Origin of the sequence: Acetobacter aceti, assembly GCF_002005445.1 — a bacterium.
GTDB classification, from domain to species: domain Bacteria; phylum Pseudomonadota; class Alphaproteobacteria; order Acetobacterales; family Acetobacteraceae; genus Acetobacter; species Acetobacter aceti_B.
In genome coordinates, this window is sequence record NZ_CP014692.1 from 3,346,904 (window position 1) to 3,366,718 (window position 19,815).

The 19,815-nt window shown below is 58.3% G+C and carries 23 protein-coding genes and 2 pseudogenes; 9 read left to right on the forward strand and 16 right to left on the reverse strand.

Annotation, left to right across the window (positions count from 1 at the left end; genetic code table 11):
- Positions 1 to 14: 14 nt before the first annotated feature.
- From A0U92_RS15305 to A0U92_RS15330, 6 genes are all read right to left on the reverse strand, one after another.
- Positions 15 to 776 carry a hypothetical protein gene (locus tag A0U92_RS15305; protein ID WP_077813887.1) on the reverse strand — a complete coding sequence of 254 codons (762 nt, stop codon included), beginning with the start codon at positions 774 to 776 and terminating at the stop codon, positions 15 to 17.
- Positions 773 to 2,155 (reverse strand): cytochrome c, encoded by a 1,383-nt coding sequence (locus A0U92_RS15310; RefSeq protein WP_077813888.1) that lies wholly within the window; start codon positions 2,153 to 2,155, stop codon positions 773 to 775. Before A0U92_RS15310 ends, A0U92_RS15305 begins: the two co-directional genes overlap by 4 nt.
- Positions 2,152 to 3,930 (reverse strand): GMC family oxidoreductase, encoded by a 1,779-nt coding sequence (locus A0U92_RS15315; RefSeq protein WP_077813889.1) that lies wholly within the window; start codon positions 3,928 to 3,930, stop codon positions 2,152 to 2,154. The genes A0U92_RS15310 and A0U92_RS15315 overlap by 4 nt, the downstream gene beginning before the upstream one ends.
- The gene (locus A0U92_RS15320; RefSeq protein ID WP_187668790.1) at positions 3,927 to 4,547 is read right to left on the reverse strand and encodes a gluconate 2-dehydrogenase subunit 3 family protein; all 621 of its coding nucleotides are present in this window, start codon (positions 4,545 to 4,547) and stop codon (positions 3,927 to 3,929) included. Before A0U92_RS15320 ends, A0U92_RS15315 begins: the two co-directional genes overlap by 4 nt.
- 91 nt (positions 4,548 to 4,638) lie before the next feature.
- The gene (locus A0U92_RS15325) at positions 4,639 to 5,781 is read right to left on the reverse strand and encodes a toxic anion resistance protein (RefSeq protein ID WP_187668791.1); all 1,143 of its coding nucleotides are present in this window, start codon (positions 5,779 to 5,781) and stop codon (positions 4,639 to 4,641) included.
- Positions 5,782 to 5,788: 7 nt separating this feature from the next.
- A complete protein-coding gene (locus tag A0U92_RS15330; protein ID WP_222927830.1) occupies positions 5,789 to 6,634 on the reverse strand; it encodes an enoyl-CoA hydratase/isomerase family protein in 846 nt (281 codons plus the stop codon).
- 677 nt (positions 6,635 to 7,311) lie between these two features.
- On the opposite strand from A0U92_RS15330, the gene poxB reads away from it, so the two are divergent.
- The 3 genes and pseudogenes from poxB to A0U92_RS18675 form a co-directional block, all read left to right on the forward strand.
- Complete coding sequence (gene poxB, locus A0U92_RS15335; RefSeq protein ID WP_077814502.1) at positions 7,312 to 9,036, forward strand: ubiquinone-dependent pyruvate dehydrogenase; 1,725 nt, start codon at positions 7,312 to 7,314, stop codon at positions 9,034 to 9,036.
- A gap of 181 nt (positions 9,037 to 9,217) precedes the next feature.
- Positions 9,218 to 9,472 carry a hypothetical protein gene (locus A0U92_RS15340; protein ID WP_077813893.1) on the forward strand — a complete coding sequence of 85 codons (255 nt, stop codon included), beginning with the start codon at positions 9,218 to 9,220 and terminating at the stop codon, positions 9,470 to 9,472.
- Between the two features lie 138 nt (positions 9,473 to 9,610).
- Positions 9,611 to 9,807: pseudogene (locus A0U92_RS18675) on the forward strand (helix-turn-helix domain-containing protein); the annotation flags it as partial.
- 65 nt (positions 9,808 to 9,872) lie between these two features.
- Here the strand turns inward: A0U92_RS18675 and A0U92_RS15345 are convergent.
- Positions 9,873 to 10,066, reverse strand: a pseudogene (locus tag A0U92_RS15345) (type IV secretory system conjugative DNA transfer family protein); the annotation flags it as partial.
- A 163-nt stretch (positions 10,067 to 10,229) separates the two neighbouring features.
- Here A0U92_RS15345 and A0U92_RS15350 point away from each other — a divergent pair.
- From A0U92_RS15350 to A0U92_RS17885, 4 genes are all read left to right on the forward strand, one after another.
- Positions 10,230 to 10,499, forward strand: coding sequence for a type II toxin-antitoxin system CcdA family antitoxin (locus tag A0U92_RS15350; protein ID WP_077814503.1), 270 nt, complete (start codon positions 10,230 to 10,232; stop codon positions 10,497 to 10,499).
- Between the two features lie 4 nt (positions 10,500 to 10,503).
- Positions 10,504 to 10,815: a CcdB family protein gene (locus tag A0U92_RS15355; RefSeq protein WP_077813894.1), complete on the forward strand. Its 312-nt coding sequence runs from the start codon at positions 10,504 to 10,506 to the stop codon at positions 10,813 to 10,815.
- A gap of 190 nt (positions 10,816 to 11,005) precedes the next feature.
- Positions 11,006 to 12,256 carry an AAA family ATPase gene (locus A0U92_RS15360; protein ID WP_077813895.1) on the forward strand — a complete coding sequence of 417 codons (1,251 nt, stop codon included), beginning with the start codon at positions 11,006 to 11,008 and terminating at the stop codon, positions 12,254 to 12,256.
- Positions 12,253 to 12,426 carry a hypothetical protein gene (locus tag A0U92_RS17885; RefSeq protein ID WP_187668792.1) on the forward strand — a complete coding sequence of 58 codons (174 nt, stop codon included), beginning with the start codon at positions 12,253 to 12,255 and terminating at the stop codon, positions 12,424 to 12,426. The genes A0U92_RS15360 and A0U92_RS17885 overlap by 4 nt, the downstream gene beginning before the upstream one ends.
- Before the next feature lie 211 nt (positions 12,427 to 12,637).
- Here A0U92_RS17885 and A0U92_RS18540 read toward each other — a convergent pair whose 3' ends face one another.
- The 6 genes from A0U92_RS18540 to A0U92_RS15385 form a co-directional block, all read right to left on the reverse strand.
- Positions 12,638 to 12,892, reverse strand: coding sequence for a DUF3363 domain-containing protein (locus tag A0U92_RS18540; RefSeq protein WP_236748382.1), 255 nt, complete (start codon positions 12,890 to 12,892; stop codon positions 12,638 to 12,640).
- Complete coding sequence (locus A0U92_RS18680; protein ID WP_236748181.1) at positions 12,805 to 13,014, reverse strand: hypothetical protein; 210 nt, start codon at positions 13,012 to 13,014, stop codon at positions 12,805 to 12,807. The genes A0U92_RS18540 and A0U92_RS18680 overlap by 88 nt, the downstream gene beginning before the upstream one ends.
- A gap of 219 nt (positions 13,015 to 13,233) precedes the next feature.
- Positions 13,234 to 14,460, reverse strand: a complete 1,227-nt coding sequence (locus A0U92_RS15370; protein WP_077813896.1) for an MFS transporter — start codon at positions 14,458 to 14,460, stop codon at positions 13,234 to 13,236.
- Entirely contained in the window at positions 14,457 to 14,786 is a 330-nt protein-coding gene (locus tag A0U92_RS15375) for a hypothetical protein (protein WP_077813897.1), read from the reverse strand. The genes A0U92_RS15370 and A0U92_RS15375 overlap by 4 nt, the downstream gene beginning before the upstream one ends.
- Position 14,787: 1 nt before the next feature.
- A complete protein-coding gene (locus tag A0U92_RS15380) occupies positions 14,788 to 15,420 on the reverse strand; it encodes an isochorismatase family protein (protein WP_236748182.1) in 633 nt (210 codons plus the stop codon).
- A complete protein-coding gene (locus A0U92_RS15385; protein WP_077814505.1) occupies positions 15,417 to 15,869 on the reverse strand; it encodes a MarR family winged helix-turn-helix transcriptional regulator in 453 nt (150 codons plus the stop codon). Before A0U92_RS15385 ends, A0U92_RS15380 begins: the two co-directional genes overlap by 4 nt.
- Positions 15,870 to 16,344: 475 nt before the next feature.
- Between A0U92_RS15385 and A0U92_RS15390 the strand changes: the two genes are divergently transcribed.
- Entirely contained in the window at positions 16,345 to 16,701 is a 357-nt protein-coding gene (locus A0U92_RS15390; RefSeq protein ID WP_236748183.1) for an SDR family oxidoreductase, read from the forward strand.
- Between the two features lie 266 nt (positions 16,702 to 16,967).
- On the forward strand, positions 16,968 to 17,843 hold the full coding sequence (gene yghU, locus A0U92_RS15395; RefSeq protein ID WP_077813898.1) for a glutathione-dependent disulfide-bond oxidoreductase: 876 nt from the start codon (positions 16,968 to 16,970) through the stop codon (positions 17,841 to 17,843).
- Between the two features lie 70 nt (positions 17,844 to 17,913).
- Here the strand turns inward: yghU and A0U92_RS15400 are convergent, their stop codons facing one another.
- Genes A0U92_RS15400 through msrA form a run of 3 tightly spaced genes read right to left on the reverse strand, consistent with a single transcriptional unit; the run spans position 17,914 to position 19,812 of the window.
- Positions 17,914 to 18,555: an NrsF family protein gene (locus A0U92_RS15400; protein WP_077813899.1), complete on the reverse strand. Its 642-nt coding sequence runs from the start codon at positions 18,553 to 18,555 to the stop codon at positions 17,914 to 17,916.
- Positions 18,545 to 19,075: a sigma-70 family RNA polymerase sigma factor gene (locus A0U92_RS15405; protein WP_077813900.1), complete on the reverse strand. Its 531-nt coding sequence runs from the start codon at positions 19,073 to 19,075 to the stop codon at positions 18,545 to 18,547. The genes A0U92_RS15400 and A0U92_RS15405 overlap by 11 nt, the downstream gene beginning before the upstream one ends.
- Positions 19,076 to 19,104: 29 nt before the next feature.
- The gene (msrA, locus tag A0U92_RS15410; protein ID WP_077813901.1) at positions 19,105 to 19,812 is read right to left on the reverse strand and encodes a peptide-methionine (S)-S-oxide reductase MsrA; all 708 of its coding nucleotides are present in this window, start codon (positions 19,810 to 19,812) and stop codon (positions 19,105 to 19,107) included.
- Positions 19,813 to 19,815 lie beyond the last annotated feature (3 nt).

Below are 19,815 nucleotides of genomic sequence, written 5' to 3' on the forward strand. Positions count from 1 at the left end.
TTTGCTTTCCGAGGTCAGTCTACCGGAGATTTCGGTACTGATCGCTCGGTGAGATGATTCAGCCTTAACGTCAGCGCCGCCTCACTGGCGTTACGCCGCGCGTGCACACGGTTCTCCGCCTCGGCTCCAATATCGGCGAGAGCGCGCTCCAGACCTACAATCAATACAGAACGCGATACATCATCGTCGTGCGTACCAATATGCTCGGAGTAAGCTGACACGACGTCAGGAATCTGTTTCCGGATAAATGCAACCCATTCGAGAACCGGAAGATCAAGCGGCGCCTGCTTGTGCGCACGCAAAAGCGCTGAACAATGTTTCCGCGCGCGCGCAATCGTTTCAGGAGAAACGCCATGATCCTGCGCTGTACGCCACGCATTCCTCAACGCGGCATTTTCGTCGTCACGGATGAATTGTTCCACCGGAGTTGTCCCGGCCGCCTGAATGTCCCCGCCGGAATAGCGCTGTAAGAACAGGAAACAACGCCAGATGACGAACGACGGCATGAACAATGGAAACGGGGCGAACGGATGGCCAGCAGCCCAGCCCACCATCGCGACTGCCACAGACCACATCAGCCAGCCTCGAAGGCAGGGGCGCCATTCTGTCTTCCAGCCGCCAGTCTTCCAGCCGCCAGACAGTTCCCACGCCTGTCGTCCGGCACCGTACAGGATACGGAAGACCGGACCTACTGCGCGGGCCGCAATCCAGACCCCGCCCAGCATCGGCAACACCAGCATCATCACGAGGATCGCGCACACCCCGATGCTCGTCACGGAACCGCTCGCGGATCAACGAGAGGAGGCGTTTCCGGTAGATGAGGCATTTTGGCGATATCTCGCCGGGCACGCGCAACATCTTTCGCGTCGATTGGCGCAGCCCGATTGCCCCAGGCGGAGCGAATGAAGCTGACAACGTCCGCCACTTGCCTGTCATCGAGACGCCAAGCAAAAGGCGGCATCGTGAATTTTGCCGGTGTTGAACCCGTTCGGGGGGTGGTGGATCCTTTGAGGACCACCGAGATCAGGGAGAGCGCATTGCTCGATTCCACGGCAGAATTGCCGGCAAGAAGGGGGAACACGCCCGCATAGCCTTTGCCGTCGGGGCGGTGACATGCAGCGCAATTGTCCAGATATACGAGAGCTCCACGCTCGACCGCATTACCTGCCGCCAGGGCGTTAGCAGTCGCGGGATCGTATTGGAACGATGCGCCCACGGGCGTCCCGATTGTCTTGAGGTATTTTCCAACCGCCAGAAGATCATCGTCCGTCATGTGTTGCGTACTATGCTCGATCACGTCCGTCATTGATCCAAAAGCCGTAGAATGGTGGTTAACTCCGGTTTTTAGAAATATCGCGATGTCTTCCGCGCTCCACTCCTCGAGCGTGCCCGGCCCCTCGCTGCGCAGACTTGGGGCATACCAGGCCTCCACTTTCGCCCCCGACAGATAAAGCGGCCCATCAGCATGCGTGCTGGCCTTGAGCTGGAGCCCTACGCCGCGTGGTGTATGACATTCTCCACAATGTCCGGGACCATCGACGAAATACGCCCCACGGGCGATCGTCGCGTCCCCATAGCCTGTCGCATCGAACGGTTCGGCAGATGGTCCGAATGCCCAACGCCATAACGTCAATGGAAAACGCATGGAAAGGGGCCACATGATGTCGGATTTCCGGTTCGGAACGGCGGCCGGCTGCACGCCGAAGCGGAAATAAGCCCACAAAGCCCTGATATCTTCTGCCGGCATGCTGGCATAGGAGGTATAAGGCATCGCCGGATACACACTATAGGCGGGCTTCATCCCGTGTCCCCGGGCGATTCCCGTGCGCATCACGCGGTCGAAATCCCGAAGGGTCCATTCGCCAATTCCGTATTCAGGATCTGGCGTGATGTTGGGAGTGTAAAGGGTTCCGATAGGAAGAGCCATCGGCAGGCCGCCTGCAAATGGCGGCTTTCCGGGAACGGAGTGGCAGGCGCTGCAATCGGCAAGATGCGCTATATAGGCTCCTCTGGAAATCAGGGAGGCATCCGCGCCGGGTTCGGCGAGGCTGTGACGACCGGACCATGAATCGGAGATCTGCGTCACGCCAAGCACCGCCGCCAGGCCACCAACGCCAGCAACGGCGAACCAGTCAGCAAGACGTAACCAACTCATGCGTCGACAAGGCGTGAAGGTGACGCCAAGTAATTGTCACGTAATCTGGCTGCCGAGAAATAGGTCAGCGCGCCGATGAGGCCAGTCGGATTGTAGCCGAGGTTCTGAGGAAAAGATGAACTTCCATAAACAAAAACATTCGGTACGTCCCAGCATTGGGAATATCTGTTCACAACGCTGTTCGTCGGATCGCTTCCCATAATGGCTCCCCCCGTGAGGTGTGTCGTCTGATATTTGCGGGTGTCATAAGTCGTTCCGGCCTTGATTGACGAAACGCCATAGCTTTCGGGGTTCATGGCCCTTGCAATTTCATCAAGCTTGTCGGCGCAGAAGGCCGCCATGCGATACTCATTCTCGTGCCAGTCGAACGTCATGCGAAGAAGTGGCTGCCCAAATGCGTCCTTGTATGTGGGGTCGAGATCGAGATAACGATCTCGATATCCCATGACCGAGCCGATCGCCGTTGCCGTGGTTGTGTGACGATAACTGCGTCTAACCGCTTCCTTCCATTTTTCTCCCCACCGCGGCGTACCTGGTGGGAGAGGCATCTGTTTGATGGGGCGACCACCGGTCGCCCCACCGAAAATTGCTGACCCTCCGACAAAACCATGCTCGGCATGATCAAAATGGTCGGAATTGAAATCATCAATCACAATCTGACCAGCACCGCCCGCACCGATGAACGGGTTGATGTGAACGTCTTCGTTGAACGTCATCGTTGCCCCGCTACAGATCTGATAGGCAAAATTCTTGCCTACAGTCCCTCGCCCCGTCGTGGGATCATAGGGGACGCCAATGCCGGACAGCAGAAGCAACCGGACGTTGTGCAACTGAAATGCACATAGCATCACAAGTTCGGCTGGCTGCACGCACTCCTGTCCGTCCTTGTCGATATAGACCACGCCCGTAGCCCGCTGCCCGTCACTGTCCAGCAGGACACGCGTCACCATACTGTCTGTGCGAACCTCCAGATTGCTCCGTCCCGTTAGGACCGGAAGAATTGTCGTCTGCGGAGACGCTTTGGAGTAGAGAAAACAGCCAAAAAGGTCACAGAAACCGCATAGATTGCACGGGCCGAGGCGCACGCCGTACGGATTGGTATAAGGGACAGGAGTATTCGCATTCGGCATCGGGAACGGATGATATCCAAGTCCTTTCGCCGCCTCCGCGACGCGTCGTGCTCCCTCGATGGCGGGCATGGCGGGTGTCGGATAAGCGTTCGAGCGTATTCCCTCGAACGGGTTGCCCCCGGCATGAAGGGTACCCCGCAAATTTCCTGCGCTGCCTGAAGCAGCGCAAACCTTTTCAAAATGGTCGAAATAAGGTTCGAGTTCGGCGTAGGAAACGGGATAGTCCTGAATGGTCATGTCGTCAGGAATAAACGAGCGTCCGTAGCGACCGCTATAATGCGACCGAATCTGCATATCGACCGGGTCCGCCCGGAACAACTGGCCGTTCCAGTGAACGCCTGCGCCACCGACACCATTTCCAAGGATGAACGAGCCGTATTGCCTGTAAGGTACGGCGACATGGTCCATCCTGTGACGGATGGTAACGGTTTCAGTCGCGAGACGCTGCCAGAGATCCCCCCGGACACCATGACGCAGTTCATCGATGATGCGCGGATATTCGAAATCCGGCGACGTATCGCGTGCGGGGCCGCGCTCGAGAGCAACGACGTTGAGGCCAGCATCCGACAGAGTTTTCGCCATGATGGCCCCAGTCCAGCCGTAACCAACGATGACTGCATCAACAGGTTTGAGACGGCGCGTCATGCGGAACGTCCCTCCAGAGAGACGGGGTCATAGGGGTAAGGCGTTCCGGGTCGATCAATCCAGTCCGTAAAATCTGCACGCGCTCCTGGAAATCCGATCATCTTCCACGCCGCCATGTCACGATTTCCACCGTACATGGGATCCGAAAAATACCCTTCGTGAACATTTTGCAGCAACATGTCGAAAAAGGCTGATGTCGACCACTCCGCTACAGCAGGATCATCGCTTTCGAATTGACAGAGAATGGCATCCTGAGCGGGACCGTCGAGTTTCGCAAAAATCCGCCCGGACTGCTTTACCGCCACCTTGTCCACGCCGGCGAGGCCGAGGCGATAGAACTGCCGGGGTGAGTAAGCTTGCTGATAGCCGAAATTCGCTTCGGCCTCGGGGTGAAACGGACCCTCCATATAATACCAGGCCCCGTATCCATAAGGCAGTTCCATCTGCCGATCGAGAAACTCGGGCACGCCTGCCTCAGTCGCACTGGGGCCATGCTCATCCGCCGGAATCAACCGGTCTACGATCGCGCACAGGGTTTCCCACTCTTCAGCAGAAAAGAAAGTGGGGTCAAACGCCGCAGAAGTGGAACTCCTGATCTTGCTATGGAATTTAGACAAGATATTTTCTCCAACGCCATTCCGGTTTACATATTCTGGAAGTAAAACTATCGATATAGTACAACTTATTATTCATAACCATAATACTATATTATGTTTCATTGATATGCTGACGCGCACGCGCAATCTCTACATCAAGTGCGTCGATAGCGTTTTTCATCGTTTCCAGAGCAACGGCTTTCGATTTGTTGACGTCATCCAGAACCTCATAGACATTCAGGAAAGCTCTTCGTATCGTCTCGACAGGGATCGTCGTGCTGGCGGCCTGACGGTGTATTTCCGCAGACTGGGCACGCAACGTTGTACCGGTCCACTCGATGACATTCGTTGTCGCCGTATTGAATGCTCCGACCTGCCGCGCGACCCGCCCCTGACTGGACAGCGCGTGAGCAACTGTTGTCGCTGTGCGCAAAGCCGCAACCGTGGTGGTCGAGGCGCGGTCGACACCTTTCGCCAATTCGATATTCCCCTTGCGGATAATATCGAGAGCGAAATAACCCTGAGCCGTTACCGCCATCTGGGTCAGTAAGTCCTGTCGGCGCTGACGCGCGTAAAACAGCGCCGTCTCCCGAATAGTCCTGCCCTTTTCGGCACTGCCACCATCAAGGCCGGCAAGACGCCGTTCAAGCCGTTCGTCGAGAGCCTGTGTGATATGAATGAGTTTTTCGAGCTGTTCCATCGTCGCCCACAAAGTATGTCGCTCGGCGTCGATGACGGCGTTGTCCCGCAAAATTTCTTCCTTACCGCTCGCCAGACGCTTCAGTATCGAGGAAATATGGACTTCCGCAGAACGCCAGCCCGATACGTAGCGTCCCAATCCGGAACTAAACGGCACCCTGCGCAAAAGCCTCTTCAGAACAAAAAATTTTCCCGCACTCGCCGGGTCGAGATCCTCAACCGCACGACGCAAGGCGGCCAGTTGCTCGCCTATCGCGTTCTCACCATCAATCGAACGCGCGGATCGTCCCAGCAATCGATTGGAATGTCCGGCCGCCTCGGCAATCTCCCTCTGACCGATTCCGGAAATGCGCTCGGCTTCGGCGACATAATCGGGCGCACGCGGGTCAATCTCGAAAATTCGCTCGACAACATGATCCGCCTTGGCGTCAAGCCGTGTCCTGTCCGCCTCGTCGAGGCGAAAGAATTGTGCCCGTCCCCCCGCCGACAATGCTGCATGACGATCTTCGTCGCGCTCTGGAACTGACATTGGCGAAGTGAAAGCGCTATCCATCATCACGCCCTCAATCCGGTTTCGCGAGGGTAGCGCTGGCCAGCCGCGCGCTAATATCCATTTCCCCCTCTTTGGTCTCCCATCCATCGGCGAGAGCGTTCCGGACACGCGCCTGCGTCACTTCACTGCGCACACACAGATCAGACTGATATGCCTCGGTCAGCAACCCTTCGGACAATGAGTGGAACGCTCCCTGATCGACAGCAGTCTTGACATGGGCGATCGCGTGAATCGGAAACGTCGCGATCCTTCGGGCCAGATTGTCCACGAACGGCCCAAGCTCATCAGGCGGAAACGCACGGTTGACGAGGCCATATCGCTCAGCCAGTTCGGCTGAAAAATCGTCACATCCCGTCAGAATTTCCAGTGCACGCCCACGCCCCAGCAGACGCGGCAAACGTTGCGTCGAACCGCCACCCGGCACCAGCCCAATCGCCACTTCCGGATGGGCGAAAATGGCCCTTCCCAAGGCCGCAAAACACATATCGGTCGCCATCGAGATCTCGTTGCCACCACCACGCGCACGCCCTTCGACCTTTGAGATCGTTACTTTCGGCATATTCCGAAAACGTTCTCCAATCACCTGAGTGAGTCGAAAATTTCTAGTGCCCGACACCTTGCCGGTTCCGGACTCTGCGACACGGCGCAAACCGGAATGGGCGATAAAGAAGTCGGGATTCGCGCTTTGCAGAATAACGACGCGCACAGCATCGTCAGCCTCCAGTTGCCGACCCAGACTGTCAAACTCTCTCGACATCTTTTCATCAAGCAAATTGATCGGTGGATAATCCATTGTCACCCGGGCAATGCCATCATCCAGTTCCACCCGGAAACATTCATAATCAGCGTAGCTCATGGGCTGTCCTCTGCATGACGGAAACAGTTTATTCGTCATATTTCGGTTTCTCGTCAGTATTTTTCGATTTTCCGCAGTTCCGACATATAATCCGGTCGCGCAAAAAATCAGACGATAAGGACTGTTATCCGAAATATTTCTGACAGAAATTTATAGACATACTCAGATGGCGATAAGAGCATTTTTGGAAATTGCCTTTCATCTTCAAGCACAAGCTTTCCGCAAGGTGCTTAACCGCCGGACTGGATGTTTCCAGCTGTTTTCATGTTTCATCTCTGCGCCATATGGAGAACCTTCCGATCTGAAGAAGCAATTTCCAAAAAGCTCCAAGATCTATTGGCATACGTACGCATGAAGTGACGCCCAACAAGAGCAAGAGACTAGCGGAAACAAATGTTACGTCGTACTGAAAATTCCTGTTGCTTGTGGAGAATATATCCACTCAACGCCTTCGCTCCTCGTTGGTTCTTGCTATCACATTATTGTTATTTTTTATGGTCGGGCGTATCTTAATCTGCTTAGGAAAATTATAGATTTATCCAGATTCACATTCACCGCACTGCGGTCTCCGCCCTGCAATACCCTTTCACCTGACGCGTTACAGGCATTACGGCCCGCCGAATGTGAACGTCATCAGAATTTGGATCGCGCGTCTCAAGTCGCCAGAAGGAGTCATCATGACTACAGTTGCTGACCAGATCGTCGATACCCTGAAGAATGCCGGTGTCCGCCGCATCTGGGGAATCGTGGGCGATAGTCTGAACGGACTTACTGACTCCATCCGTCGAAAGGGCGGCATCGACTGGCTTCATGTCCGTCATGAAGAGGTGGCCGCCTTTGCAGCAACGGGTGAAGCACAGGCGACGGGCACGCTGTCCGTCTGTGCGGGAAGCTGCGGGCCAGGAAATCTTCATCTCATAAACGGACTTTTCGACGCGCACCGGTCACATGTCCCGGTGGTGGCCATTGCGGCCCAGATTCCGACGGCTGAATTGGGATCAAGTTATTTTCAGGAAACCCGGCCCGAGGAGCTCTTTCGTGACTGCTCAAGCTATTGCGAACTGGTGTCCAGCCCAAGTCAGATGCCACGTGTACTGGAAATCGCCATCCGGAGGTCTGTCGCGGAGCGGTGTGTCTCGGTGATCGTCATTCCAGGCGATATCGCATTGCAGGAAATACCTTCGTTCTCCCCGCCAACGACACAATCTCTCCTGCCACAGATCCCGACGATCGTGCCCGCTGCCGAAGCTGTCGAAAAACTAGCCGATCTTCTCAACGCCTCAAAGCGCGTCACGCTGCTTTGCGGCGGAGGCGTTGCAGGCGCGCATGACGAAGTTATCGCGTTCGCTGAACTTCTTAAGGCTCCTATCGTGCATGCCCTCCGCGGCAAAGAACATATCGAGTGGGATAACCCATACGATGTCGGCATGACCGGCATGATCGGTTATTCGTCGGGTTACTACGCTATGGGTGCATGCGATGCGCTGCTGCTGCTGGGCACAGATTTTCCATATCGACAGTTCTACCCGACAGGCGTGCGTATTGCGCAGATCGATATTCGGCCACAGGTGCTTGGACGCCGGACACCGATAGAACTTGGGGTGATCGGGGATGCAAAGGAAACGGTAAAAGCATTAATGCCAAAAATAGCGGGTAACCGCGACAATGCGCATCTCAATGCATCGCGCAAACATTATGTCACCGCACGTACGAATCTCGACAATCTCGCAACCGGCAAGCCTGGTGGGCGCCTCCACCCGCAACAGGTCGTCAAGGTGATCAGCGACCTCGCAAGTGAAGACGCAGCCTTCACGGCTGATGTGGGATTGCCCACGGTCTGGAGCGCCCGTTATCTGCAGGTCAACGGGAAACGTTCTCTCACGGGGTCATTCTGGCATGGGTCCATGGCCAATGCGATGCCGCAGGCCATGGGAATACAGGCCGCCTATCCCAAACGTCAGGTTATCTCCCTGTCTGGAGACGGTGGTTTCACGATGCTGATGGGGGATCTGCTTTCCCTGAAGCAACTCAACCTTCCGGTGAAAGTCATCATTTTCAATAACGGTATTCTTGGCTTTGTTGAACTGGAGCAAAAAGCGACCGGCTTTGTGGATTTCGGAACATCCCTCGAAAATCCGGATTTCGCGGCTATGGCGGAAGCGGTAGGCATCAAGGGAATTCGTATCGACGACCCGGGGGAACTGGAGAAGGGCCTGGCGGAAGCGCTGTCACATGATGGACCGACCGTCGTTGACGTCGCTGTCGAGCGTATGGAGCTTGCGATGCCGCCCAAGATTACCGCGGCCATGGCAAAAGGGTTTACCCTTTATATGGTCAAGGCCGTTCTGAACGGACGCGGTGATGAACTGGTCGAACTGGCGCAGGCCAATCTTCTCCGATGATCTGACATGTACTGCGTGAGACGATAGAGGGGGCGACGCCCTGCGGGGCGCTTTGCTGCCGAGTTCGGTATCATATCGACCACTGGCGTCACGGGGCTGAACCAGATGATTGCACTGCGGTATGCAGAACAGAAAGCGCTGCTCAAGCCCGCGTGGAAACTGTTTCAGGAAATTATCGGGCATGCGGCCTCCTGAGCCACATATCGATGATATCAAGAAGCGGATCGTCGCCGAGCATCGGGCAAACGGTGTCAGCCGTCAGTTGGCTGGCATTCCCGGTATCGGCAATGGTTGCGAGAGACAGATCACCCTTGACCAGTATCGCCCCGTCAGAGCCACGCTCGCCCAGACGCTGACATCCTCAAGCGCCATAATTTCAAAATTATCCGACCTGCGGCTAAACTATTCCGAAGAGAACTCTCTGCCCGCCGCATGAAACCCGTCAAGCCAAAACACAATATCATCGGGATGATGCACGTTCATTTTCTGATATCTCCTTTTCCTATGCCTTTCTCGACGACGCAGCGAATTATGACGGAGACCGGGTGATGATATATCGAACAAGGGACGTATCATGGGTGACGACCGGCAGATCGTTCGGGACTGGGTTTTGCGCTTTAACGCGCAAGGACCTGCCGGTCTGATTGATCGTCATGGTGAGGGGCTGCCCGCCGCATCACGCCTTCCGTCATGGAGGCTCTGGCGCAGCGGATTGAAGAAGGCCCCGTTCCTTCTGCGCATGGTGTGGTATACTGGCGATTGCGTGATCTGTGCTCGTCGATCATCAGAGCCCGTGCACTTTCCTGACGAGACACCATGAGATGGCCCAGCCAGGGCACGGCGGCCACCACCGGATCGCGGTAGAGACCGAGAAACGACATGGCAGTGGACAGTACACCTGAGCGTTCATTGTCCGATTTGTTCAGCAGTTCCCGTGCCGCCGACGCCATGACGGGATGCGCCCCCTTCCCTCCAGATAGTTCGTGCGCATCATGGTGGACAGGGTTGCTTCGATCGACCGCTTCGAATCCCCTCGTCATGGGAGACAGCAAAGCACCAGCGTTTTTCAGGACGCAAGCATGATCCGGCATCCATCGTACCGGAGCGGGCTGGAGCGAAAAATACTTGCGCGTTACGGTCTGGCGTCGGCATCCTCATTGCATGCGCACGATATGCGCATAAAGAGTCGGATCATGCCCAGTCGAACCAGTCTCGGCGTTTCCTATGACCGGAACGCGCCTCGCCGCCCGGTCAACCTGTCGCTCAACACCGATCTGCTGGCGCAGGTCCGGGAAGTGACGCCCAATCTTTCGGCGACGGTCGAGACCCTGCTGGGCGACTATCTGCACTCCGTGCGACAGCAGTGCGAGGAGGAACAGCGCAGGCTCGATGGCGTAATCGACGCGGTGAACGATCTGCACGCGCGGCACGGCTTCCTGAGCGACGAATTCTCGACGCTCTGATCCGATGCCGCAATTCGCGATCTACCGGAACCCCGGCCGTAACCGGGGCATTCCTTTCGTCGTCCAGATCCAGAGCAATCGCTTGGAGCGCAGCGTGGGCCGCGTCGTCATGCCGCTCGTCAGACGATCGGGCAGCGCGCTACCGGACCATCCACTGACGCCGCATCTGCATGTCGAGGAAGAGGACGTCTTCGCCAACCCGCTTGATCTGGCGACTGTCCCCGCCACGCGGCTTGGAGCAGCCTTCGGCATCCTCGGCAAACACGATCAGGGCAAGATCATCAGGGCTCTGGGCGAACTGGTCAGCAAGGCGTAAAAGGCGTGGACCTTCCGTTGTCGTCGTCATTTTCAGCACGCGAACCGCTTCACCCGCAAACTAATCGCTGACATACTCCGCTAGCCGTTTGTAGAAATACAACGATATCACTGCCACCTTATTCAAAATTTTCTGAGATAGAATCGAAAAGAATCATGCCTCTCCGATCCGGAACAGACAAGTTAACGCCATGACCGCCAACCTGATTCGTGTTTCGGCTGCTGTTATCCTTATCCTCATCGCTCTATCGTGGATCTCGTCGATCTTTCAGAGCTTTGCCTGGATTATCGGCCCCGCCTTGCTTGCTTTTGCGGCCTATCGCCTGTGGCAGGTGATGGAGAACGGGCCACCAGAAGCGACCCGCTACACAGAACGTGCTATGACTTTCGGTCGGAACAAGGCGAAGGAAATGGTTGACCGTTATCGGCAGGAAAGCGAGGCGCGTTTCGAACGGGAGAGATTGCTTCGCGAACAAAATGCTCAGGCATTCAAGTCGTCGCCACCGGATGATCAGCCGCCAATCGATCAGGGAACGGATAATCCTTCTTTACTTCATCCGGACGTTGCACCGCGACCAACCCCACCACCGCGAAAGGCCGCCGCATTTCGAAAAGGCCCGACCGCGATCGAGAAACTTGACAATATGATCGGCCTGAAAGCCGTCAAGGATGAGGTGCATCGCTTGATGCGCCGGCTCGAACTCGAAAAAGAAAGGGAGAAATCCGGCTTCAAGGCGTCTGTCCCTTCTCTTCATTGTGTATTTCTGGGTAATCCGGGCACCGGCAAGACGACTGTGGCACGCCTTATGGGCGAAATTCTGCATGATTACGGCTATCTGCGTCGGGGCCACATGGTCGAGGCGGACCGTTCTCAACTTGTCGGTCAATATATTGGTCACACGGCTCCCATGGTTCAGGAGATCGTCACACGAGCAACGGATGGCGTGCTTTTTATCGACGAAGCCTATACGCTGGCACCGAAGAATGCCGGGAATGATTTCGGCGCTGAGGCGATCGACACGTTGCTCAAGCTGATGGAAGACCGACGTGATCGCATATGCGTCATCGTGGCAGGCTACACGACCGAAATGGAGCGATTTCTCTCTGCTAATCCGGGCCTCAAGTCGCGCTTTACGCGCACCATCGAATTTCCAGACTATGCTGTCGACGAATTGGCCCAGATTTATGTGGGTCATGCCACGAAGGAAGGCTTCCTTCTGAATGAAAGCGCCGCTTCCGCCGTCTTTCCCGCCTGCCAGGAACTCATTCGTCAGGGAGGCGCCCATTTCGGTAACGGGCGAGAAGTGAGAACATTGTGGGAAAGAACAAGAGAGTCGCATGCTGAACGCGTCATGGCACTACAAACTCGCAATCAGGAAGCCCTGCATACGATCGACGCCGTCGACATCGAAGATGCTGTCAAAAGAGGATATCACGGATGAGCGAAGACGATCATCCCTCTTTGAAAGCCCGATCATTTGCTGAACGGCTTAAAGAGGCGTTTCCTGTCGCGTTCAAGCAGGATGAGGCGTTTCGCTACGCGCTCATTCTGGGAATTCTCGCGCTTGCGATCGCCATACATGGTCATCATGCGACAAACATCGTCCGATGAGATACCGGTCGATATTTTTTGTCGATCCTGCTGCGCATGTCGCGATCAGCTTACCTGACTGAGCATTGTCTTTTTCCTGCCTTCCAACTTTACCGAACGAAGAAGGACGGAGCGGGCAGTCCACCCAACGCTCGTGGCAAAGGCAACCCGGCAGAGGATGAGAACCTGGTCACTGGTCGTGTTGGCGGGACGAACGATTGTTATTCGGATTTCAAGCAACGAATTGGCAGGGGATTTGCTCACAATCCAGGCTCCCGTTTCCGAGCGAGTGATCAGTCGATCCCTCCATCGCCACACATGATGCCCGACACCTCCCGCCCCACTGTTTTTCCAGCGAGGGCGACCATGGCGCCAGTTCGAAGCCCAGCCCTTCGTCGATCATGGCGAACCGACCGGACGCCAGGTTGAAACGCTGGCGGCAGGTGCCGGTAACGGGATCACCCTCACCGCTTTGCCGGAACGGTATCCCTGACTTCCCGGTGAGGTTCCGGCCTCCCGCTCCTCCAGCACCTGATCGGTGATGTAGTTCAACCGCCGCATCATGACCGCGAGTTCACCGGAGAGTGAAATTACCGAATGGCCGGTCATCCAGCACCCCGGATTGACGACCGCCATGACTGGGTGAACGAACTATCAGCTTTCGAGCGAAACATCTTGGTAACCGACATCCTCACGGTGAGGGGCGGTGACAGTGTGATACGCCAGCGTAAGGCGCGCTTGATGTTGCTTCACCTTCGGGTTGCTTTCGAAGGCATGAAGACCGGCTTCCCAGAAGGTACGCAAGGTGGGATCGCGGCCCCAAAAGCTTCAGGGCGGAGCGTCTGGTTCATGGCGGGGGATCGCAACAAAAGCCACTGCCGCTGCGGTCAGACCGGCGACCGCGGCGACGCCGAGCGCCCAGCGTGGACCGAACGTGTCGGCAACCCAACCGACGATCGGTGCCCCAATCGGTGTGCCACCGAGGGCCACGCCCACGCGCAGCGCCATCACGCGCCCGCGCATCTCAGGCGCTGTCGAAAGCTGCATCAGGCTGTTCGTCGTATTGGTGAAGGTCAACGCCGCCACGCCAATCACGACGAGAGCCGCGGTGAAGAGCCAATAGTCGGGCGCGATGGCCGCCAGCGCGCAGCCGACGCCGAACACGGCCGCGCCGGTCAGCAGCAGATCAAAGCGGGGCTCCTTTCGGCCGGCACCGAGGAACGCGCCCGCCATCGTGCCGATCGCCATGATGGAGGATAACAGGCCGTAGCCCTGAGCATTCGTGTGGAAGACACCGACGGCCATGGTCGAGATGAAGATCGGAAAATTCAGCCCGAACGTGCCGATCAGACAGAGCATGATTAGAATCGCCCTCAGATCGCCACGGCCCCAGGCATAGCGGAACCCTTCGGTGAAACTTCCTTTGGTCCGATGCGCACGGATATTCGGCTGAAGATTACCGACGCGCAGCGCGCTGAGGGACAGCAGCACACCGACGAACGAAACGCCATTGATCAGGAACGCCCAGCCCGTGCCGATGGCGGCGATCACGATCCCCGCAATGGCCGGGCCGATCATGCGCGCGGCATTGAACGAGGTGGAGTTGAGCGCCACCGCGTTATGCAGATCATCGTCGCCCACGAGTTCGGCCACGAAAGTCTGTCGTACCGGCGCGTCGAAAGCGGCGGCGCTGCCGAACAAGAAGGCGAAGACATAGACATGCCAGAGCTGTACCAGGCCGAACACCGTCAGTATTCCCAGCCCCAGCGCCAGGATACCCATCGTCGCCTGCGTGACCATCAGGAGCTTGCGCTGGTTGAAATGGTCGGCGGCGAACCCCGTCCAGGGCAGCAGGAGCATCTGTGGTCCGAACTGTAACGCCATGACCAGCCCGACGGCGGAGGCGTCATGATGCGTCAACCGGGTCAGCACCAACCAGTCCTGGGCCGTCCGCTGTACCCAGGTGCCGATATTGGATACGAACGCGCCACCAGCCCAGATCCGGTAATTGACATTGCTCAGCGAACGGAAAAAACCGGAGGCCGGCGCCCTCACTGGCGTTCCGACATAGTGCCGCCGTGGAAACGTCCGAAGTGCCGGGCGGAAAACAGGGCAATCAGCAAAGCTCCGGCACCGAGCGCGGCGGCGTCGCTCACTTCCGCAAACGTAAATGCACCCACATGCCAAATCAGTCCGTAGCCAATGACGATGTTGGCGCTCCCCCAGACCACGTTGACGGTCGATGAGGAAAGCCCTTTCCCCGGTGGCCTGGCGAACGGACTTTGGAAAGGTCGGCCCATCATGCCGCTGACGACGTGAGGCACCGCATTGGCCAGGCAAGCGCCCCCGAAGAACCAGGCCACCAGATCGAGCCATAGCATGTCAGGAGCCCTCTATGGCCGGCAACAGGGCCATGATATCCGCGCTTGTACCTGTCTCGCCAAGCCGGGGGAAAATAGACCTGATGCTGTAATCATGTGCTTCGACGCGACCGTCCGTCATGGCGTCGATGGCGAGGGTGACGTTGAAGCCGGACTCATAGGCCTGACGCGCGGTGGCCTCGACGCCGGTGCCTGTCGCCACACCCGCGATCACCACCTGGGTCACGCCGCGCGCCCTCAACTGCGATTCCAGGTCGGTGCTGGCAAAGGCCCCCCATGTCCGTTTCGTAACGACAATGTCGTCAGGCTGCTGATCGAGTTCCGGCACGAGGTCTGTCCATCCTTCCGGACGCGGGCTGGCCGGACGTCGTTGTTCCGTCCGGCCGGGAGCAGCGCCCGCGACATTAACGAGAACGACCGGCAGGGCGCGGGCGCGAAACGCATCGGCCAGGGTCCGGACATGCCCGATTACCGGTTCGATCGGATGCGCGAGCGGCAAACCGACGATGCCTTTCTGTAAATCGACGACGACCAGGGCAGTTCGGGGGTCCAGTGTTGTCAGCGTCATGGGGCGCTCTTCTCCAAAATAACTATCGGGATCGAATTGAGCGGCGGCTCTGCCGCGTGTCATCATTCGTCGACGAGCCGCCTCAGAAGCGTGACGGAGCGTGTGAGTTCGGCCTGTTCCTGCACCGAAAAACATGACTGCAGCGCGCGTGTCAGCCAGTCCTGTCGTGCGGCGCGCCCTTCAAGGATTTGTCTGCGGCAGGTGTCCGTCAGCGATAAAAGGGTCTGGCGTCCGTCCGAAGGGTCGGGCTGGCTGCGGATAAAACCGGCATCCGTCAGCGCCGCGATGATCGGCGCCATCGATTGCGGGCGGATACCCTGCGAGCGGGCGAGATGCGATGTCGTTGCGGGGCCATGCGATTCCAGGTGCAGCAGCACCGAGGTCTGGGAAGGTGTCAGTTCTCCGACATGAGCCTGTTCCCGCAGACGCCGTTTCAGTTTGCTCAGAAGAGCGCGCAGATCCTGCGCCAGGGCCGACGCCTCATGAAGAGGTGGTTCATTCAGGGGATTAGTCATTCCGTCACGATACATTTATACAGCTAAACTGTAAAGTCTGACTGCTCAGGTAGACTACATAAAATCATGGGCTGCCTGGCCTGCTCGCAGTTGCCCTCAACCGACAGGCCCCGCCTTCATGCTCGCCTATTTCAGTCAGAATCGCAGACGATCAGGGTGGATGGCTCGATCGCATTCACAATCACCGTTTCGCATCCGGTAATATACCGGCCAACGGAGCAGCCTGACCCACAGGGTGCCAAGCTGCGGCTGGGACCTGCCATTGAACCCCTATGACCGCTCGACCTTTTACGGTGGCGGCGCGCATGGCTACACCGGTTATCCGGCGCTTGAATCCGTCGGCTGAAACTCCATTCCGGCCCGGAATGACCGATAGTCGTCCGAGCCGTCATCCCCTACGAAGCGCATCGCTCTATCTCAAGCATGTCACGATGAGCCACAAAGGAAACGGCCATATCACTTCAGGCAAAACTCGATGTCTTCGAAGCCGGCAAGGCAGTCTGACAGCCCTTTGGCCGTGCAACGGACCGCCTATGCCGCAGCGAAATCGGCACTGATCAGCTTTTCGCGGGGGTGGGCTCTCGAACTTGCCACGACCGGGATTACGGTCAACATCGTCGCTCCTGGCCCAGCAGAGACCGAATTGTTTCGCGCCAACAACATGCCCGGCAGCAATGGTGAAAAACGCTATCTATCGGGCGTCCCCATGAAGCGGTTCGGAAGACCGGAAGATGTGGCGACGGCGGTTGCGTTTGTTCTGCCGGAAGACGCATCGTTCATGACGAGGCAGACCCTGCATATCGACGGCGGAGCCTCGATCGGAAAAGCCTGAGGCGCCGCTGATACTCGATCCGGTCTCTGACGGATCCCCGCCCGTCCTGCGAGAACGACCTCGACGGCTGCATGAAACTCCGGCCGCGCACCGCTCGTCTCCACAACAGTCGTCATTTTCCTCACCACCAGCATCCCGGCCAACACATCGAAAGGATGTCCGCGCCGTCATTGACCACCCACACTTTCAAGACCGAGATGGATGTGCAAGCGTTGCGCACGCTCTATCCCTCGAACTTCCCGGCATAATCGCGAAAGGTCCGTTACATGTCTTCATCGAACACCTATACCCCGCCGCCGGTCTGGGCATGGAACGCCCAGAACGGTGGCGCATTCGCCAGCATCAACCGCCCGGTCGCAGGCCCCACGCATGAGAAGGCGCTTCCTGTCGGCCGCCATCCGCTTCAGCTCTATTCGCTGGGAACGCCGAATGGCGTGAAGGTCACGATCATGCTGGAAGAGCTGCTGGCGGCGGGTCATGCGGGCGCCGAGTATGATGCGTGGCTGATCAAGATCGGGGAGGGCGATCAATTCGGTTCCGGTTTTACCGACGTGAACCCGAATTCCAAGATCCCGGCGCTGGTGGATCATAGTCTGGACAGGCCGCTGAACGTATTCGAATCCGGCTCCATCCTGCTGTATCTTGCCGAGAAATTCGATGCGTTCCTGCCAAAGGATATTGCGGGTCGAACGGAATGTCTCAACTGGCTGTTCTGGCAGGTCGGCAGCGGTCCCTACATCGGTGGCGGCTTCGGGCACTTCTATGCCTATGCGCCGGAAAAAATAGAATACGCGATCAACCGCTTCACCATGGAGGCCAAGCGCCAGCTTGACGTGCTCGACCGTCAACTCGCCAGGAGCCCGTTCATCGCGGGAGACGACTACACGATCGCCGATATGGCGATCTTCCCCTGGTATGGCGGTCTCGTGGAAGGCTGGATGTACAACGACGCCGCCACGTTCCTGAACGTACAGGACTATCCGCATGTCCGGGCCTGGGCGGACCGGCTGCTCGAACGTCCGGCCGTCCGGCGTGGTCGAATGGTCAACCGTGTGATGGGCGAGCCGTCAAGCCAACTGCACGAACGCCATGACGCGTCCGACTTCGAGACGAAAACGCAGGACCGGCTTGCCCAGAGCTGATGTTCCGTGGACCGATCCCGCTGAAAACCGGTCCCCGGCCGCCGTCCGGATCCGGACGGCGGCGTTCACCCTACCAGCGGGTCAGCGGCGGCAGGATCAGACGCGTCACGAGTGTCACGACGCCGCAGGCCGCCGAATACCAGACGGCGACATAGAGCGGGTCGTCGAACGGACAGGCCAGCGTGAAGGCCAGCGCGCCAAAGGCCGCGGCGGCGATTCCCGCTGCCCAGGCCGTGCCGCGCGCATCCACCGGTGCGCCGCGCCGCGCGAACAGGCCGAGCGCCAGCACCGCCGGCAGGGACAGTTCCACGATTTTCCGCGCGCAGACGATGCCGTGCGCCGGATCGAGCCGCTGCCAGAGCACGGCGGGACCCGCCTGAAATACGTCCACCAGCCAGCCGAGCGCGAGTGCCGCGAGGGCGAGCATGCCCACGATGCGCAGACCGCGTCGCGGTGAGCGTGTGGGATCGAGCGACAGCAGCGCCGTGGCCCCGCCGACGGCGGCAATCACGGCCAGGCTTGCGGCCTTCCACCAGAAGCTCGGCATTCCCATGGCGTGCGGCATGTCCGGACGCATCAGGCCCAGCTTCAGCACGAGGACTATCTCGATCACGCCCAGCGCCAACAGGATCGTCGCGTCCCGCCACGGCGTCCGCCGTCTGACGGGACGCAGGCCGGTCGCGAGCCGATCGATCAGGGGATCAGTCGACATCACTACCTCGCATTACTAAAGCATTCATGCGGTTCAGACCGCGATGAATGTTGACCTTGACCAGCGTGGCGGACTGTCCCGTGCGGCGTGCCGCCTCCTCGATACTCAATCCATGCAGCTTGACGAGGCGGATGGCTTCCGCCTGCGCTGGCTTCAACTGCCCGAGCAGGCGTTCCAGCGCATAGGCCGTCGTCACCTGCTCCTCATGATCCTGCACCGGCAGGTCGTCGTCGAGCGGCGCATCATTCGCCCGGCCGGCGGCCCGCAACCGGTCGATCCACTTGTATCGAGCGATCGCCGCGATCCAGGGACCGAACTTCTGGGACGGATTGAAGGTATGCCGTTTCTCGTGAACGGCCAGCAGCGTGTCCTGCACGGCATCGTCAACCATGGATGGCGGCAAGCGCCGGAGAAAGAAGCGTCTCAGCCATGCCTGCGCCTCGACGAGCACGCGGCGATAGGCATCGGCATCGCCGGCCTGAGCCGCCGCCATCCAGCGGCTCCAATCCGCTTCCGTCACGAACCCTCCATCCCTGGTTACTGCGAGAGTCAGCTCCCGCCATCGTCGGCCAGCGTCAGCACAGGCTGCGCGCGCCAGGACGATGCGAACAACGCGTGCAGCGCCTCGATCCGTGGTGCGTCATATGTAGCGATATACGGATGATCCGGATAGCGGGCCGCGAAATTTTGGTGATCTGCCTCGGCCGGGTAGAATCCACGATCTGACATCACCTGCGTTGCGATGGGGCGCGTGAAGACATGCGCCGCGTCGAGCTGCGCGATATAGTCATGCGCTTGCCGTGCCTGTTCGGTGGACCGCGTGTAGAGCACGGAGCGATATTGCGTGCCGTCATCCGGGAACTGGCGGTTCACCTGTGTCGGGTCGAGCGCAACAGAAAAGAAGATGCGCATCAACGTGCCGTAGCTGACCTGCGTCGGATCAAAGTCGACTTCAACCGACTCTGCGTGTCCCGTATCGCCGCTGCTGACGGTCTCATAATCCGCCGTGTCGCGCGCACCGCCGTCGAAACCCGCGCGGGTCGCGGTCACGCCACGGATATGTTCGAACACGCTCTGCACGCCCCAGAAGCAGCCACCCGCGAAGACGGCGCTTGCATGGTGCGTCGCGGGCGCCGGTTCCGCCAGAACGGGTGCCGGAAGAACACGGGGGCCGGGCTCTCCCATCGCCGTGTGGCAGGCGACACCGAGGGTAGCCAGCGCCACCAGAGAAATGCCAAAAAATCCTGATCGTGTCATGAT

Excerpts from the sequence above, each read along its gene's own strand:
- A0U92_RS15310 (WP_077813888.1), bottom strand. The coding sequence starts at position 2,155 with ATGAGTTGGTTACGTCTTGCTGACTGGTTCGCCGTTGCTGGCGTTGGT.
- poxB (WP_077814502.1), top strand. The coding sequence starts at position 7,312 with ATGACTACAGTTGCTGACCAGATCGTCGATACCCTGAAGAATGCCGGT.
- A0U92_RS15350 (WP_077814503.1), top strand. The coding sequence starts at position 10,230 with ATGCCCAGTCGAACCAGTCTCGGCGTTTCCTATGACCGGAACGCGCCT.
- A0U92_RS15380 (WP_236748182.1), bottom strand. The coding sequence starts at position 15,420 with ATGATGACACGCGGCAGAGCCGCCGCTCAATTCGATCCCGATAGTTAT.
- A0U92_RS18680 (WP_236748181.1), bottom strand. The coding sequence starts at position 13,014 with ATGACCGGCCATTCGGTAATTTCACTCTCCGGTGAACTCGCGGTCATG.
- A0U92_RS17885 (WP_187668792.1), top strand. The coding sequence starts at position 12,253 with ATGAGCGAAGACGATCATCCCTCTTTGAAAGCCCGATCATTTGCTGAA.
- A0U92_RS15375 (WP_077813897.1), bottom strand. The coding sequence starts at position 14,786 with ATGCTATGGCTCGATCTGGTGGCCTGGTTCTTCGGGGGCGCTTGCCTG.
- A0U92_RS15385 (WP_077814505.1), bottom strand. The coding sequence starts at position 15,869 with ATGACTAATCCCCTGAATGAACCACCTCTTCATGAGGCGTCGGCCCTG.
- msrA (WP_077813901.1), bottom strand. The coding sequence starts at position 19,812 with ATGACACGATCAGGATTTTTTGGCATTTCTCTGGTGGCGCTGGCTACC.
- yghU (WP_077813898.1), top strand. The coding sequence starts at position 16,968 with ATGTCTTCATCGAACACCTATACCCCGCCGCCGGTCTGGGCATGGAAC.
- A0U92_RS15360 (WP_077813895.1), top strand. The coding sequence starts at position 11,006 with ATGACCGCCAACCTGATTCGTGTTTCGGCTGCTGTTATCCTTATCCTC.
- A0U92_RS15340 (WP_077813893.1), top strand. The coding sequence starts at position 9,218 with ATGCGGCCTCCTGAGCCACATATCGATGATATCAAGAAGCGGATCGTC.
- A0U92_RS15400 (WP_077813899.1), bottom strand. The coding sequence starts at position 18,555 with ATGTCGACTGATCCCCTGATCGATCGGCTCGCGACCGGCCTGCGTCCC.
- A0U92_RS15355 (WP_077813894.1), top strand. The coding sequence starts at position 10,504 with ATGCCGCAATTCGCGATCTACCGGAACCCCGGCCGTAACCGGGGCATT.
- A0U92_RS15315 (WP_077813889.1), bottom strand. The coding sequence starts at position 3,930 with ATGACGCGCCGTCTCAAACCTGTTGATGCAGTCATCGTTGGTTACGGC.
- A0U92_RS15325 (WP_187668791.1), bottom strand. The coding sequence starts at position 5,781 with ATGATGGATAGCGCTTTCACTTCGCCAATGTCAGTTCCAGAGCGCGAC.
- A0U92_RS15330 (WP_222927830.1), bottom strand. The coding sequence starts at position 6,634 with ATGAGCTACGCTGATTATGAATGTTTCCGGGTGGAACTGGATGATGGC.
- A0U92_RS15390 (WP_236748183.1), top strand. The coding sequence starts at position 16,345 with ATGTCTTCGAAGCCGGCAAGGCAGTCTGACAGCCCTTTGGCCGTGCAA.